Source organism: Thermomonospora curvata DSM 43183, from assembly GCF_000024385.1.
Lineage (GTDB): Bacteria > Actinomycetota > Actinomycetes > Streptosporangiales > Streptosporangiaceae > Thermomonospora > Thermomonospora curvata.
Genome location: NC_013510.1, coordinates 4,599,094 through 4,613,509, shown reverse-complemented (window position 1 = coordinate 4,613,509; position 14,416 = coordinate 4,599,094). Strand labels below are relative to the sequence as shown.

Sequence of the window (14,416 nt, the reverse complement as noted above, 5' to 3'; positions counted from 1 at the left end):
CATCCGGCTCCGCTGCAGAGGCGGCGGGGGTTGGCTGCCTGGCGACAATGCCCTATCGCCAGGGCCGCCGATCCGTGCAAGCCTCCCGAAGAGATGAAACCCTCCGAAAGCACAAGGTCGCCGACATTCGAAGGGAGGGCGGCGTTGTGAGCGAGTACCCCGGGACTCCCGGCGCCGCGCCTGGGGGCGCTGCCCGACGGCGGTCCGGTGAGCCGGCCGCGGCTGGAGACGAGCAGTCAGCGACGGACCCGATCCGGGTGCTGATCGTCGACGACCACGCGCTGTTCCGCCGGGGCCTGGAGATGGTCTTGGCCGACGAGCCCGACATCGAGGTGATCGGCGAGGGCGGCGACGGCAACGAGGCGGTCGAGATGGCCCGGGACCTGCTGCCCGACGTGCTGCTGATGGACATCCGCATGCCCCGCCGCAGCGGCATCGAGGCCTGCCGGGCCATCAAGGAGGCGGTGCCCAGCGCCAAGATCGTGATGCTCACCATCAGCGATGAGGACACCGACCTGTTCGAGGCCATCAAGGCGGGCGCCAGCGGCTACCTGCTCAAGGAGATCTCCATCGACGAGGTCCCCCAGGCGGTGCGCGCGGTGCACGGCGGTCAGTCCCTGATCAGCCCCTCGATGGCCTCCAAGCTGATCACCGAGTTCGCCGCGCTGGCCAAGCGCAGCGAGGAGCGCCAGCAGCAGGTGCCCGCCCCCAAGCTCACCGAGCGGGAGATGGAGGTACTGCGCCTGGTGGCCCGGGGCCTGGGCAACCGGGAGATCGCCAAGGAGCTGTTCATCTCCGAGAACACGGTCAAAAACCACGTCCGCAACATCCTGGAGAAGCTGCAGCTGCACTCCCGGATGGAGGCCGTCGTCTACGCCGTCCGCGAAAAGCTCCTGGAGATCACCTGACGGCCGCCGCTCCGGAACCCTCCGGGCGCGGAGTACGACGGTCACCGGCTGCCCACTGCGGCGGCGGCCTTCGGGCGGCCGGCGGCCGATGAGCGGGCCGCTGTCGGCGCCGGTGCGTACGATCTCGGCGTGACCGAGCTGACCGCCGATGAGGCCCGACGCATCCAGCTGCACGCCCAAGGGCTGCTGGGAGCGCAGGTGCGCCGCGAGGGAGTCGCAGGGGTGCTGCGCCGGCTGGGGGCCGTCCAGCTGGACACCATTTCCGTGCTGGCGCGCTCCCACGAACTCGTCCCGTACGCGCGGCTGGGAGCGGTCGGCAGGCGAGCGGTGGAGGACGCCTACTGGAACACCTCCGCCGGCACGGGCGTGGCGTTCGAGTACTGGGCGCACGCCGCCTGCGTGCTGCCGATGGAGGAATGGCCGCTGCTGGAGTTCCGCCGCCGGGAGTTCCGCCGCCGCGGCCGGCGCTGGCACGAGGTCCCGCAGGAGGCGTGCCGGGTCGTGCTCAAGCGGCTGCGCGCCGACGGCCCGCTGACCATGCGGGAACTGGGCGGGGCCAGGGCCGGCGCCGACTGGTGGGACTGGAGCGAGCAGAAAGTCGCCGTCGAGTGGCTGCTGGACATCGGCGAAGTGGTGTGCGTGCGCCGCAGCGGCTGGCGGCGGGTCTACGACCTGCCCGAACGCGTCGTGCCCGGGCCGCTGCTGGAGAAGACGCCCACCGACGCCGAGTGCTTGGCGCACCTGGTGGCCCGGGCCGGCCGGGCGCTGGGCGTGGCGACGCGGGCCGACCTGGCCGACTACTACCGGCTCAAGGGCGAACAGGTCGATGCGGTGATCGAGGCCAGCGGGCTGGTGCCCGTCCGGGTGGCGGGCTGGCGGCAGCGGGCCTGGGCCGACCCGCGGGCGCTGCAGGCGCCGCCGCGCGGACGGCACGTCACCACGCTGCTGTCCCCGTTCGACTCGCTGGTGTGGGACCGCGCCCGCACCCTGCGGGTGTTCGGCTTCGAACACCGGCTGGAGGCGTACGTCCCCAAGGCCAAGCGGGTGCACGGCTACTACACGATGCCCCTGCTGGCGGGCGGGCGGCTGATCGGCCGGGTCGACCCGGCCCGGGAGGCGGGCGTGCTGGTCGCCCGCCGGGCCTTCCTGGAGCCGTGGGCGACCGCCACGCCCGCCCGGACGCGGCAGGCCGTCGCCGCCCTGAGCACCGCGCTGTGGCGGGCCGCCCAATGGGTCGGCTGCGGGGACGTGCGGGTGGAGGCCATGGATCCCCCGGAACTGACGGCCGCCGTGGAGCAGGCGCTGCGCGGCGGGCCGCAGAACTGAACCGCCTCCGGTCAGCCGTGGGGCTTGACCTCCGGGTCGCTGCCCATCGGGTGGGGCGACTTGCCGGCATACGGGCCGCCGCGCCGCCGGCCGCCCTGCGAGCCGAACAGCGAGTAGTCGATCACCTCCGGGACGACCCTGGGCTCGTCCACCACCACGTCGGAGAAGATCCCGACCACCACGCCCAGCAGTCCGCTGGCCATGACTATGGCAACGCCCACCCAAAACAGCACCCAGTTAGGGCCTAGGCACAAGGCGACTCCGCCGGTGGCGAACCCCACCAGCGCCAACGCGACCACAGCCCACGAGCTGGGCCGTCCCCCATGACTGTTCGACATCGAGCCTCCTCGGCAGGGCGCTTCACACCGCAGGTGACCGGCCGAAACGTCCTGCCCTCGGCGCTTGCCGGCCAAACCCGCGCGCAGCGCCCCGCCCGGGATGTTCGTTCGGTTCCGTTGTCAAGTGACCACAGATTTTCCTCGTCAGGAGGCGGTCAAACAGTAAAGGGCTTCGATTGCGCCGTCGTGTGACCTAGAGCATCCTTGGTGTCGCCTACGATGGCAACGTACGTGTGGTGTGCGTACCGCTGGTCGCGGTGACCCACGATCTGCAAGGAGCCTCCGAGAGTGCCGCCAGTCATCGACAAGATCCTTCGTGCGGGCGAAGGTAAAACTCTGCGCAAGCTCAAGAAGCTCGCAGATCACGTCAACAGCATCGAAGAGGACTTCCTCGAGATGACCGACGCTGAGCTGCGCGAGCTGACCGACAAGTACCGGGAGCGGATCGCCGACGGCGAGACGCTGGATGAGCTGCTGCCGGAGGCGTTCGCGACCGCACGCGAGGCGGCCAGGCGGGTGCTGGGTCAGCGCCACTTCGACGTCCAGGTCATGGGCGGCGCCGCGCTGCATCTGGGCAACATCGCCGAGATGAAGACCGGTGAGGGCAAGACCCTGACCGCCGTGCTGCCGGCCTACCTGAACGCGCTCACCGGCAAAGGCGTGCACATCGTCACGGTCAACGACTACCTGGCCAAGCGCGACGCCGAGTGGATGGGCCGGGTGCACCAGTTCCTGGGCCTGGAGGTGGGCGTCATCCTCCCGCAGATGACGCCGGACGAGCGGCGCAAGGCCTACAACGCCGACATCACCTACGGCACCAACAACGAGTTCGGCTTCGACTACCTGCGCGACAACATGGCCTGGAGCCTGGAGGAGTGCGTCCAGCGCGGCCACCACTACGCGATCGTGGACGAGGTCGACTCGATCCTGATCGACGAGGCTCGCACCCCGCTGATCATCTCCGGCCCGGCGGAGCAGAACACCAAGTGGTACGTGGAGTTCGCCAAGATCGTGCCCAAGCTCAAGCGGGCCAGTGACAAGGACGCCACCGACGGCGACTACCAGGTCGACGAGAAGAAGCGCACCGTCGGCATCCTGGAGTCCGGCGTCGAGAAGGTCGAGGACTGGCTGGGCATCGACAACCTCTACGACCCGGCCAACACCCCGCTGGTCAGCTTCCTCAACAACGCGCTGAAGGCCAAGGAGCTGTACAAGCGCGACCGGGACTACGTCGTGATGAACGGCGAGGTCCTGATCGTGGACGAGTTCACCGGCCGCATCCTGCACGGCCGCCGCTACAACGAGGGCATGCACCAGGCCATCGAGGCCAAGGAGGGCGTGCCGATCAAGGACGAGAACCAGACGCTCGCCACGATCACCCTGCAGAACTACTTCCGGCTGTACGAGAAGCTGGCGGGCATGACCGGCACCGCCCAGACCGAGGCGGCGGAGTTCAACAAGATCTACAAGCTCGGCGTGGTGCCCATCCCGACCAACAAGCCGATGATCCGCAAGGATCAGCCGGACGTGGTCTACAAGACCGAGCAGGCCAAGTTCGAGGCCGTGGTCGACGACATCGCCGAGCGGCACGCCAAGGGCCAGCCGGTGCTGGTCGGCACCACCTCGGTGGAGAAGTCCGAGCGGCTTTCCAAGATGCTCAAGCGGCGCGGCATCCCGCACGAGGTGCTCAACGCCAAGCACCACGAGAAGGAGTCGGCGATCGTCGCCGAGGCGGGCCGGCTGGGCGCGGTCACCGTGGCCACCAACATGGCCGGCCGCGGCACCGACATCATGCTCGGCGGCAACCCCGACTTCATCGCCGACCGGCAGCTGCACGAGCGCGGGCTGTCCCCGCTGGAGACGCCCGAGGAGTACGAGGCCGCCTGGCCGGAGGCGCTGGAGAAGGCCAAGGAGGCCGTCAAGGGCGAGTACGAGAAGGTCGTCGAGGCCGGCGGCCTGTATGTGGTGGGCACCGAGCGGCACGAGTCGCGGCGGATCGACAACCAGCTGCGCGGCCGGTCCGGCCGGCAGGGCGACCCGGGCGAGTCCCGGTTCTACCTGTCGCTGGAGGACGACCTGATGCGGCTGTTCAACTCCGTCCGGGTCGAGGCGATCATGAACCGCCTCAACATCCCCGACGACGTGCCGATCGAGTCCAAGATCGTCACCAAGGCGATCCAGTCCGCCCAGACCCAGATCGAGCAGCAGAACTTCGAGATCCGCAAGAACGTCCTCAAGTACGACGAGGTCCTCAACCGGCAGCGCCAGGTGATCTACGCCGAGCGCCGCAAGGTGCTGGAGGGCGCCGACCTGCACGAGCAGGTCCGCCGCATGATCGATGAGGTCATCGACGGCTATGTGGCCGGCGCCACCAGCGAGGGCTTCGCCGAGGACTGGGATCTGGACAAGCTCTGGAAGGCGTTCAAGCAGCTGTATCCGATCTCCGTCACGATCGACGACGTGGTGGAGGAGGTCGGCGGCGACATCTCCGCCCTGGACGCCGAGACGCTGGCCGAGCGGATCCGCAAGGACGCCCAGGAGGCCTACGACCGGCGCGAGGCCGAGCTGGGGCCAGAAGTCATGCGCGAGCTGGAGCGCCGGGTCATCTTGTCGGTGCTGGACCGCAAGTGGCGCGAGCACCTGTACGAGATGGACTACCTGCAGGAGGGCATCGGCCTGCGGGCGATGGCGCAGCGCGACCCGCTGGTGGAGTACCAGCGGGAGGGCTACGACATGTTCAACGCGATGCTCGACGGCATCAAGGAAGAGTCCGTCGGCTACCTGTTCAACATCGAGGTCGAGGTCGAAGAGCAGCCGCCGCCCGCCCCGGCGGTCGGGGCCAAGCCGGTGGCCGTCGCGGCGACCGCCACCGACACCGCCAAGGCCGAGGAGAGCGCCGAGGAGGCCGCCGAGGCCGAGGGCGAGCCGGCCGAGGCCCAGGAGACCCCGACGATCCGCGCCAAGGGCCTGGAGAAGCCCAAGCCCAAGAAGCTGGACTACTCCGCGCCCACCGTCGACGGCGAGGGCGGTGTGGAGGTCCGCAGCGAGGAGGTCAAGGACGAGTACGCGGGCGTCGGCCGCAACGAGCCCTGCCCCTGCGGCTCGGGCAAGAAGTTCAAGCGCTGCCACGGCGACCCGCGCAACCGGAACTGACGCATCTGCTCCGGCGAACGGGGCATGACCCGGGCGAAGCGGCCCTCCGGGAGTTCTCCGGAGGGCCGCTTCGCCTTTTCCGTCCCGCCGGGCACCCGGTCACGGGGGAGTGCCGCTTTCTGACCGCCCGATGCTTCCTGGCGGTGAGGTGTTCCCGGCTGCTGAGATCGCCTGCTTGAAGGCGGCGCCGGGCGATGGGAGGGGCATGCGAAGCGGTCTTCTGGAGAAACTGAGGCTCGCCGGCACCCGGCCTGTGGCGGTGTGGCCGTTGCGCCCTCACCGGCCCGGTGGTCTTTGCCGGTGAGGCGTTCCCGGCGGCGCGGTCGTCTCCAGGGCGGTGCAGCGCCAGCGGCCCCGGTGGCGTTCCAGCCGCAGGGCCAGCGCCTGCACCCGCCCGGCCAGGGCGATGACCGCTCCCGTCTCGGCGGCGCCCGGGGCGGGCTCCTGCAGCCAGGAGGCCAGCATCCGGGGCGGACGGACCGGCCCGCGGTGCGGCGCGAGGAACGGGAGCAGCCCCTCGCAGACCTGGGGTGTCGCCCGGCGGGCCAGTTGCCGCACCGGGCGGATGCCCGCCAGCACCTCGGCCACCAGCCGCACGGTGGCGGCGGCCACCGCGGGCAGGTCCTCGTCCCGGTCCGGGGAGCCCACCGCCCGCAGCACGGGCATCGCCGGAGAGTTCCGCGAGATCGCCGGGCGCGACCGGCCGGCCGCGGCCCGTTCGCCGGGACGGGACGGCCCGCCGGGGAGCGGGCAGAGCCCGGCGGGGGCCGGCTCGGGCTGCAGGGCCAGCGCACCGAAGACGGCGGGCTGGGCGGACGCGGCGGCGTACGGGAGGACCCGTACGGGAGACGCGGTGTGACGCCTGGTACGGCTGGGCATATGTCGGCCTCCTCGTGCAGATGGGAAATCCGAGGCGGATGAGAAGAGGCCGCAGCAACGCCCGTTGATACACCGTGACCGGATCCGGTCACGTTCGGTGACGCGACGGCGGGGGCGCTCGGCCCCCGCCGTCACAAGGCGTGCTCCCGGACGGAGACCGTGACCTCAGCCGTCAGAGGATCGGCTCTCGGCCTGGGCCGGGGAAGGAGCGGCGGACGCCGCCACCTCCGGGGAGGCCGAGGGGTCGGCCGCCACCGATTCCACGCCCTCGGGCTCACGGCCGGGGGTGGGGATGTTCATCACCCTGATCAGCAGGGAGAACAGGAAGTAGTAGACGACCGCGTAGATCAACCCCATGACGATCAGGCCGGCCAGGTTGTGGGTGTTGTCCTTGCCGCCGTTGATCAGCATGTCGATGGCGCCGGCGGAGAAGCTGAAGCCCAGCTTCATGCCGAAGACGTCGGCCAGCGCCATGGCCACGCCGGTGAGCAGGGCGTGCGCGATGAAGAGCACGGGCGCCACGAAGATGAACGCGAACTCGATCGGCTCGGTGATGCCGGTGACGAACGCGGTCAGCGCGGCGGAGAACATGATGCCGCCGACGGCGGCCCGGCGGTGCCGGGGCGCGGCGTGCCAGATCGCCAGCGCGGCGGCCGGCAGGGCGAACATCAGGACCGGGAAGTAGCCGGCCATCGACCAGCCCGCGCCGTCCGCCCCGTTGAGGTAGCAGTTGAGGTCGCCGGTGTAGGTCTTGCCGCCGATGGTGCACTCAGGGATCTGGAACCAGACCACGTTGTTGGGGATGTGGTGCAGGCCCAGCGGCAGCAGCAGCCGGTTGACCACGCCGTAGACGGCGGCCCCGAGGGTGCTGTTGCGCTCCATCCACTGGCCGAAGTCGGTGAGCCAGCCGCCCAGCAGCGGCCAGATCCAGCCGAACAGCAGGCCCAGCACCGTCGCCGCGAAGGCGGTGATGATCGGCACGAACCGGCGCCCGCCGAAGAACGCCAGCCAGGTCGGCAGCTTGATGCGGTAGTAGCGCTGGTAGAGCAGGGCGGCGGTGATGCCGATGGCGATGCCGCCGAGCACCTGGGTGGGGTTGCCCGCCCCCAGGTCCAGCACCTCGTTGGGGGTTCCGGGGTTGTCCGGGTCGAACAGCGCCTTGACCACCCGGGGCCGCAGCTCCTCGGAGTGGAAGAACATGTTCATGCTGACGTAGTGGAACACCAGGTAGCCCACTACGGCCGCCAGCGCCGTGGACCCGTCGGCCTTCTTGGCGAAGCCCACCGCCACCCCGACCGCGAACAGCAGCGGCAGCCAGTCGAACAGCGCCCCGCCGGCCGCCGCGAACACTTCCGCGATCCGGTCGGAGCCGGAGAAGCTGATCCAGGCGTCCTTGTTCTCGCCCAGCACGTCCGGCTGCCCCAGCCGCAGCAGCAGGCCGGCGGCGGGCAGCACCGCGATCGGCAGCATCAGGCTGCGGCCGATGCGCTGGAGGACGGCGAGGGCTCTGGATCCTCGGCGGGGAACGGCGGCGGCGGGGGAACTCATGGGATCGCCTCCTGCTGGGGTCGCGCGCGGGTCAGCCGCGCGACGGCCGGTTTCCTAGGGCGGTGCGAATCTGGTAGCGGTCGGCCCGGTAGGTCGACACGCCCAGTTCGGCGCAGACGCCGTTCATGTAGGAACGGCGCTGCAGGAGCAGCACGGCGCTGCCCCGGGGTATCTGCAGGCGCTTGGCCTCGGTGGCGTCGGCCAGCCCGGCTTCGATGGTCTGGTCGCCGGCGTCGAAGACGATCCCGTACACCGCCTCCAGCACGCCGTACAGGGAGCGGTCGGCCAGCCGCCGGTCCAGCAGGTCCGGGGCGAGCGAGGCCAGGATGTGCGCCCGCTCGATGGCCATCGGCTCGCCGTCGGCGGTGCGCAGCCGCTCGATCACGTGGATCATCGTCCCTTCTTCCACCTCGAACAGCCGGGCCAGCCGGGCGTCGGCGGGGATGGTGCGCCGGGAGATGTCGATGGCGCCCGGCCGCATCCCGCGCGAGATCATGTCCTCGGAGAAGGAGACCAGCCGCAGCGGCATCTCGATCTTGGGACGGGCCACGAAGGTGCCCTTGCCCGGAACCCGGTACAGCCGTCCTTCCGAGACCAGCTGCTCGACCCCTTGGCGCACCGTCATCCGCGACAGTCCGTACCGGGCGCACAGTTCGCGTTCGGATGGGATGGGCGCGTCGACGGGCAGCTCCGATCGCTCGATCAGGTCGAGCAGGATGGCACGCAGCTGGAAGTACTTCGGTACGGGGCTGTTCGGGTCGATCGTCGCCACGGTCGTCCTCGGGGTCATACGGTCGGTCGGAGGTTCCAAGCAAAAAGGATCGTGGAACCCGCGTTGCCTCCGGTCCGGTTCGTACTGGTCTAGGCCGGACTAGACCACAGCCTGTCATGAGTGTCAACGCACAAATGGATAACGTCGCCATTACGGTGAGGCGCGTTTTGGACGCTACCGGAAAGTCGCCTTTTGGACCCCTGTGCTTCGCGGGATCGCTGGGATATGGTTCGTACTGGTCTAGGCCGGACTAGACCAGACACCGACGACCGGCACGGAGAGTGCGCTGAAGATGGCCTCCTTCCTCATCGCCGCGCAGACCCTGGTGGCCGCCCCGGCCACCGGGGCGGCGCGGTCGCTGTCGCCGGGATGGCTGCGGGTCGAAGGCGAGCTGATCGCCGAGGTCGGCGAAGGGGACCCGCCCGGCGCCCCCGACCTGCGCCTGGAAGGCGGAATGCTAACCCCGGGACTGGTGGATCTGCAGGTCAACGGCTTCTTCGGGCATGACCTGGCCGACGCCGGCACCGCCGGCTGGCACACCGTCGCCGGCCGGCTGCCCGAGACCGGGGTCACCGCCTTCCTGCCCACGTTCATCACCGCGCCGCTGCCCGCCCTGGCCGAGGCGCTGCGCCGCACCGCGCGCCTGCTGCCGCACCTGCCGCCCGGCGCCCGGGTGCTGGGCGTCCACCTGGAAGGGCCGTTCCTGTCCGAGCGGCGGTGCGGCGCCCACAACCCCGCCCACCTGACCGACCCCACCCCGCAGGCGCTGGCCCCGCTGCTGGAGACCGGCCTGGTCAAGCTGGTCACGCTGGCGCCCGAACGGCCCGGCGCCCTGGCGGCCGTGCGCACCCTCGCCGAACGCGGCGTGCTGGTCAGCGTGGGCCACAGCGACGCCACCGCCGAGCAGGTGGCACGGGCCGCCGACGCCGGGGCGCGCAAGGTCACCCACCTGTTCAACGCCCAGTCCGGCGTTCACCACCGCAGGCCCGGGGTGGCCGCCCAGGCGCTGGCCGACCCCCGCCTCACCGCCGGCCTGATCCTGGACCTGCACCATGTCGCGCCGGTCGCCGCCCGCCTGGCCTTCGCCGCCGCCCCGGGACGGATCGTGCTGGTCACCGACGCCGTCTCCGCCGCCGGGATGCCGCCGGGACGCTATGAGCTGGGCGGCGAGCCGATCGAACTGCCCGCCGCCGGCCCCCCGCTGCGCGCCGACGGCACCATCGCCGGCTCGGCGCTGCGGCTGGATGCCGCGGTCGGCAACGCCATCGCCCTGGGCATCGACCCGGCCGCCGCCGTGGACGCCGCCACCCGCCTGCCGGCCGACCTGATCGGCCGCCGTGACCTGGGCCGCATCGCACCCGGCGCCGCCGCCGACCTCACCTGGCTGGTCCCCGACGGCACCGGCGGGCTGCGCGCCCGCCGCACCTGGGTGGCCGGACGGCAGGTCTGGGACGCCGGGAGCGGGAACCCCGAAAACGGGAACGCCCAAGGTCCGTCCCCTTCGACCGAAAGGACGCGGCCATGACCGCAGGCAGAACCGTCACCAGAATGCGGGCGGAGATCGGGGAGCAACCGCGGGCGCTGCGGGACACCATCGAGGTGCTGCTGCCCAGGATGTCGGATGTGGGGCTGCTGGCCCGCGGCACCCGGCAGGTCCTCTTCATCGCCCGCGGCTCCTCCGACAACGCCGCCGTCTACGGCCGCTACCTGGTGGAGTCACAGGCCGGGCGCCTGGCCACGCCGGCGGCCCCGTCCATCGCCACCGTCTACCGCAGCAAGGTCGACTTGAACGGCGTGCTGGCGGTGGCCATCAGCCAGTCCGGCCGCACCGAGGAGATCGTCCAGACCCTGCAGTGGGCGGCCGACTGCGGCGCCCGCACCATCGCCATCACCAACGGACCCGCCTCCCCGCTGGCCCAGGCCGCCGAGGTGGCGCTGATCACCGAGGCCGGCGCGGAGACGGCGGTGCCGGCCACCAAGACCTACACCGCCCAGCTGGCCGCGCTGGCGGTGCTGGCGCTGGGGCTGGGCGCCGACCTCGACTCCGCCGACCTGCGCCGGGTGCCCGACGAGGTGGAACGGCTGATCGAGGTCACCGAGGACTCCGCCGAACTGGCCGCCATCGCCGATGAGCTGGCTCAAGCGCGCGGCGCGGTGGTCTCCGGACGCGGCCTGGCCTTCGGCACCGCGCTGGAGCTGGCGCTCAAGCTCAAGGAGTCCTGCTACCTGCACGCCATGGGCCTGTCGTACGCCGACCTGCTGCACGGGCCGATCGCCGTCGTGGACGCCCGCACTCCGGCGGTGCTGGTGGCCGCCGAGGACGGCCCCGCCCTGCCCGGCACCGTGGCGCTGGCCCGCCGGATCGCCGCGAGCGGCGCTCGCGCCTACGGGATCGGCGGGGGCGCCGCCCTGGCCGGCGCCTGCAGCCGGGCGCTGCCGGGGCCGCGCCTGCCAGAGTGGGTGGCGCCGCTGGGCCTGATCGTCCCCGGCCAGCTGGTGGCCGAGGCGCTGGCCCGCCGGCTGGGGCGCGACCCGGACCTGCCCCGTGGCCTGGACAAGGTCACCCAGACCGACTGACCGCCACTTCAAGGAGCCAGCATGGACAAGGCCGAGGCCATCGTCGCCGCGCTGGGCGGCGCGGCCAACATCGTGGAGATCGAGCCGTGCGCGACCCGGCTGCGCACCGAGGTCGCCGACCCGGCCCGGGTGGACGAGGGCGCCCTCAAGGCGGCCGGCGCGTTCGGCGTCATGCGCAGCGGCAGCGTCGTCCAGGTGGTGGTCGGGCCCGAGGCCGACACCATCGCCACCGACATCGAGGACCTGCTCGGCTGACTCCACCATCGACCTTCCAGCGACCACCCACGTCCTTTGAGCGAAGGAGCCCTGCAGTGACGCGAGTTCTGGCACCCGTCAGCGGGCGGGTCGTCGGGCTGGCCGGAGTGCCGGACCCGGTGTTCGCCCAGGCCATGGTGGGGCCGGGCACGGCGGTCGACCCCGAGCGCGGCCCGGGGGAGGCCATCGCCCCGGTCAGCGGCAAGATCGTCAAGATGCATCCGCACGCCTATGTGGTGGTGGACGCCGAAGGGCACGGGGTGCTGGTGCACCTGGGCGTCGACACCGTCCAGCTCAAGGGGCGGGGCTTTGAGATGCTGGCCGCCGAGGGCGATGAGGTGGTGGCGGGGCAGCCGCTGATCCGCTGGAACCCCGCCGAGATCGAGGCGGGCGGCCGCTCGCCGGTGACCGCGGTGGTGGCGCTGGACGCCGGCGCGGAGGCGCTGTCGGATGTCCGCGAGTCCGGCCGGGTGGAAAAGGGCGCCGGGCTGTTTTCGTGGCATTGAGCCCTTCCCGGCGGGCGGCGGGCCGGAGCAGGGCGGATCTCAGGGAGGAGACCGGCGACCCCGGTGTGCGGGGGAGACCGGGCGAGGGCCGGCCGGTCCTCGCCCGGGGGGCGAGAACGAGGAGTTGGTTGTGACCCAGCGGCAGGTGAGGATCCGGTCCAGGGTGGGGCTGCACGCCCGTCCCGCGGCGCTGTTCGTGCAGACCGCCGCCAAGGCGCCGATGGAGGTCACGGTCGCCAAGGTCGGCGGCCGGCCGGTCAACGCCAAGAGCATCCTGGCGGTGCTGGGCCTGGACGCCCGGTGCGGCGAGGAGATCGTCATCACCGCCGAGGGCGAGTCGGCGGAGCGGCTGCTGGATGAGCTGGAGGCCGCGGTGAACGCAGAGGCCGACGGTGCCTGACCTGCGGCCCGCACCTTTGGGGGCGGTGCTGACCGGCACCGGGGTGAGCCCCGGCACGGGCGTCGGCCCGGTGGTGCACCTGGCCGGTGCGGTGCCGGAGCCGCCCCCGGCCCGCCATGGCGGGACGCCCGAGGACGCCCGTGCCGAGCGGGCCGCCGCGACCGCCGCGCTGGAGGCCGTGGCCGCCGAGCTGAGCGAGCGCGGCGCGCAGGCCGCCGCGGCGGGCAACGCCGAGGCCCGGGATGTGCTGGAGGCGCTGGCGATGATGGCCCGCGACGTCGAGCTGGCCGAGGCGATCGCCGGCCGGATCGACGCCGGCCTGGCCGCCCCCCGCGCGGTGTTCGAGGCGTTCGCCGGCTACCGGCGCATGCTGGCCGGGGCGGGGGAGTACCTGGCCGCCCGGGTCGCCGACCTGGACGATGTCCGGGACCGCGCGCTGGCCCGGCTGCTGGGGCTGCCGATGCCCGGCGTGCCGCGCCGGAGCGAGCCGTTCGTGCTGGTCGCCCGGGATCTGGCGCCCGCCGACACGGTCGCCTTGGACCCCGAGCGCGTGGTCGCGTTCGTCACCGAGGAGGGCGGGCCCACCAGTCACACCGCGATCCTGGCGCGCGCCCTGGGCGTGCCCGCCGTGGTGGCCTGCCCCGGCTGCACCGAGCTGGCCGAGGGCACCGTGGTGCTGGTGGACGGGAGCACCGGGACGGTGCGGATCGACCCGCCGGCGACCGGCGTCCGGGCGGCCCGCCGCCGGCGCCGGCCGCCGGCCGCGTCCCCGGGGCCCGGCGCCACCAAGGACGGCCATCCGGTGCCGCTGCTGGCCAACATCGGCGGCCCGCAGGACGTGCGGGCCGCGCTGGAGGCCGGGGCCGAGGGCATCGGCCTGTACCGCACCGAGTTCTTGTTCCTGGACCGGGCCGACCCGCCGTCGCAGGCCGAGCAGCAGGCCGCCTACCGCGCCGTCCTGGAGGCGTTCCCGCAGGGCAGGGTGGTGGTGCGGACCCTGGACGCCGGGGCCGACAAGCCGCTGGGGTTCCTGCCGCCGCCCGGTGATGAGCCCAACCCGGCGCTCGGCGAGCGCGGGTTGCGGATGCTGCGCCGCCACCCGCAGGTGCTGGAGGCCCAGCTCGGCGCGCTGGCCCGGGCCGCCGCCGGCCTGAGCGCCCGGCTGGAGGTGATGGCCCCGATGGTGACCGACGCCGAGGAGGCCCGCGCCTTCGCCGCCGCCTGCACCGCGGCCGGCATCGAGCACGCCGGGGTCATGGTCGAGGTCCCGGCCGCCGCGCTGCGGGCCGGCGACCTGGCGGCCGAGGTGGAGTTCCTGTCCATCGGCACCAACGACCTCGCCCAGTACACCTGCGCCGCCGACCGGCAGCTGGGCGCCCTGGCCCACCTGCAGGACCCCTGGCAGCCGGCCGTGCTGGACCTGGTGGCGCTGACCGCCGCGGCCGCCGCCGACGCCGGCCGCGGCTGCGGGGTCTGCGGTGAGGCGGCCGCCGACCCCCTCTTGGCGTGCGTGCTGGTCGGCCTGGGCGTCACCTCCCTGTCGATGAGCGCCTCCGCGCTGCCCGCGGTCCGTGCCGCCCTGGCCCGCCACACCCTGGCCGAATGCCGCAGCGCCGCGGCCGCCGCCCGCGCGGCCCGCTCGGCCGGCCGGGCCCGCGCCGCCGCCCGCGCCCACCTGCCCGCGCCGGTGGAGCCGGGCGCTTGAGCCGGACGGGTGCGGCTGTGCCTCGGGGGTGCACGGCCGCACCCGTACC

The 14,416-nt window shown here is 72.5% G+C and carries 13 protein-coding genes; 9 read left to right on the top strand and 4 right to left on the bottom strand.

What is annotated here, in order from left to right:
- Nucleotides 1–257: 257 nt before the first annotated feature.
- Nucleotides 258–908, top strand: coding sequence for a response regulator (locus TCUR_RS19850; protein WP_425358346.1), 651 nt, complete (start codon nt 258–260; stop codon nt 906–908).
- A 129-nt stretch (nt 909–1,037) separates the two neighbouring features.
- Nucleotides 1,038–2,234: a winged helix-turn-helix domain-containing protein gene (locus TCUR_RS19845; protein ID WP_012854350.1), complete on the top strand. Its 1,197-nt coding sequence runs from the start codon at nt 1,038–1,040 to the stop codon at nt 2,232–2,234.
- 11 nt (nt 2,235–2,245) lie between these two features.
- Here the strand turns inward: TCUR_RS19845 and TCUR_RS27360 are convergent, their stop codons facing one another.
- A complete protein-coding gene (locus TCUR_RS27360) occupies nt 2,246–2,572 on the bottom strand; it encodes an HGxxPAAW family protein (RefSeq protein WP_012854349.1) in 327 nt (108 codons plus the stop codon).
- 288 nt (nt 2,573–2,860) lie between these two features.
- On the opposite strand from TCUR_RS27360, the gene secA reads away from it, so the two are divergent.
- A complete protein-coding gene (gene secA / locus TCUR_RS19835) occupies nt 2,861–5,725 on the top strand; it encodes a preprotein translocase subunit SecA (protein WP_012854348.1) in 2,865 nt (954 codons plus the stop codon).
- 276 nt (nt 5,726–6,001) lie between these two features.
- Here secA and TCUR_RS25140 read toward each other — a convergent pair whose 3' ends face one another.
- From TCUR_RS25140 to TCUR_RS19820, 3 genes are all read right to left on the bottom strand, one after another.
- Nucleotides 6,002–6,604, bottom strand: coding sequence for an Rv3235 family protein (locus tag TCUR_RS25140; RefSeq protein ID WP_012854347.1), 603 nt, complete (start codon nt 6,602–6,604; stop codon nt 6,002–6,004).
- Nucleotides 6,605–6,769: 165 nt separating this feature from the next.
- Entirely contained in the window at nt 6,770–8,152 is a 1,383-nt protein-coding gene (locus TCUR_RS19825; RefSeq protein WP_012854346.1) for a PTS transporter subunit EIIC, read from the bottom strand.
- Between the two features lie 31 nt (nt 8,153–8,183).
- Nucleotides 8,184–8,924, bottom strand: a complete 741-nt coding sequence (locus tag TCUR_RS19820; RefSeq protein ID WP_012854345.1) for a GntR family transcriptional regulator — start codon at nt 8,922–8,924, stop codon at nt 8,184–8,186.
- Nucleotides 8,925–9,216: 292 nt separating this feature from the next.
- Between TCUR_RS19820 and nagA the strand changes: the two genes are divergently transcribed.
- The 6 genes from nagA to ptsP all read left to right on the top strand — a co-directional run bounded on the left by nagA (nt 9,217) and on the right by ptsP (nt 14,367).
- A complete protein-coding gene (gene nagA, locus TCUR_RS19815) occupies nt 9,217–10,449 on the top strand; it encodes an N-acetylglucosamine-6-phosphate deacetylase (RefSeq protein ID WP_012854344.1) in 1,233 nt (410 codons plus the stop codon).
- Nucleotides 10,446–11,501: an SIS domain-containing protein gene (locus tag TCUR_RS19810; RefSeq protein WP_012854343.1), complete on the top strand. Its 1,056-nt coding sequence runs from the start codon at nt 10,446–10,448 to the stop codon at nt 11,499–11,501. The genes nagA and TCUR_RS19810 overlap by 4 nt, the downstream gene beginning before the upstream one ends.
- A gap of 21 nt (nt 11,502–11,522) precedes the next feature.
- Nucleotides 11,523–11,756, top strand: coding sequence for a PTS sugar transporter subunit IIB (locus TCUR_RS19805; protein WP_012854342.1), 234 nt, complete (start codon nt 11,523–11,525; stop codon nt 11,754–11,756).
- 56 nt (nt 11,757–11,812) lie between these two features.
- Entirely contained in the window at nt 11,813–12,262 is a 450-nt protein-coding gene (locus TCUR_RS19800; protein ID WP_012854341.1) for a PTS sugar transporter subunit IIA, read from the top strand.
- 130 nt (nt 12,263–12,392) lie between these two features.
- Nucleotides 12,393–12,662, top strand: a complete 270-nt coding sequence (locus TCUR_RS19795; RefSeq protein WP_012854340.1) for an HPr family phosphocarrier protein — start codon at nt 12,393–12,395, stop codon at nt 12,660–12,662.
- Nucleotides 12,655–14,367, top strand: a complete 1,713-nt coding sequence (gene ptsP / locus TCUR_RS19790; protein ID WP_012854339.1) for a phosphoenolpyruvate--protein phosphotransferase — start codon at nt 12,655–12,657, stop codon at nt 14,365–14,367. Before TCUR_RS19795 ends, ptsP begins: the two co-directional genes overlap by 8 nt.
- The last annotated feature ends 49 nt before the right edge of the window (nt 14,368–14,416 follow it).

What these genes read in the sequence shown, in the direction of transcription:
- TCUR_RS19805 (WP_012854342.1), top strand. Translation starts at nt 11,523, where the DNA reads ATGGACAAGGCCGAGGCCATCGTCGCCGCGCTGGGCGGCGCGGCCAAC.
- nagA (WP_012854344.1), top strand. Translation starts at nt 9,217, where the DNA reads ATGGCCTCCTTCCTCATCGCCGCGCAGACCCTGGTGGCCGCCCCGGCC.
- TCUR_RS19825 (WP_012854346.1), bottom strand. Translation starts at nt 8,152, where the DNA reads ATGAGTTCCCCCGCCGCCGCCGTTCCCCGCCGAGGATCCAGAGCCCTC.
- TCUR_RS25140 (WP_012854347.1), bottom strand. Translation starts at nt 6,604, where the DNA reads ATGCCCAGCCGTACCAGGCGTCACACCGCGTCTCCCGTACGGGTCCTC.
- TCUR_RS19810 (WP_012854343.1), top strand. Translation starts at nt 10,446, where the DNA reads ATGACCGCAGGCAGAACCGTCACCAGAATGCGGGCGGAGATCGGGGAG.
- TCUR_RS27360 (WP_012854349.1), bottom strand. Translation starts at nt 2,572, where the DNA reads ATGTCGAACAGTCATGGGGGACGGCCCAGCTCGTGGGCTGTGGTCGCG.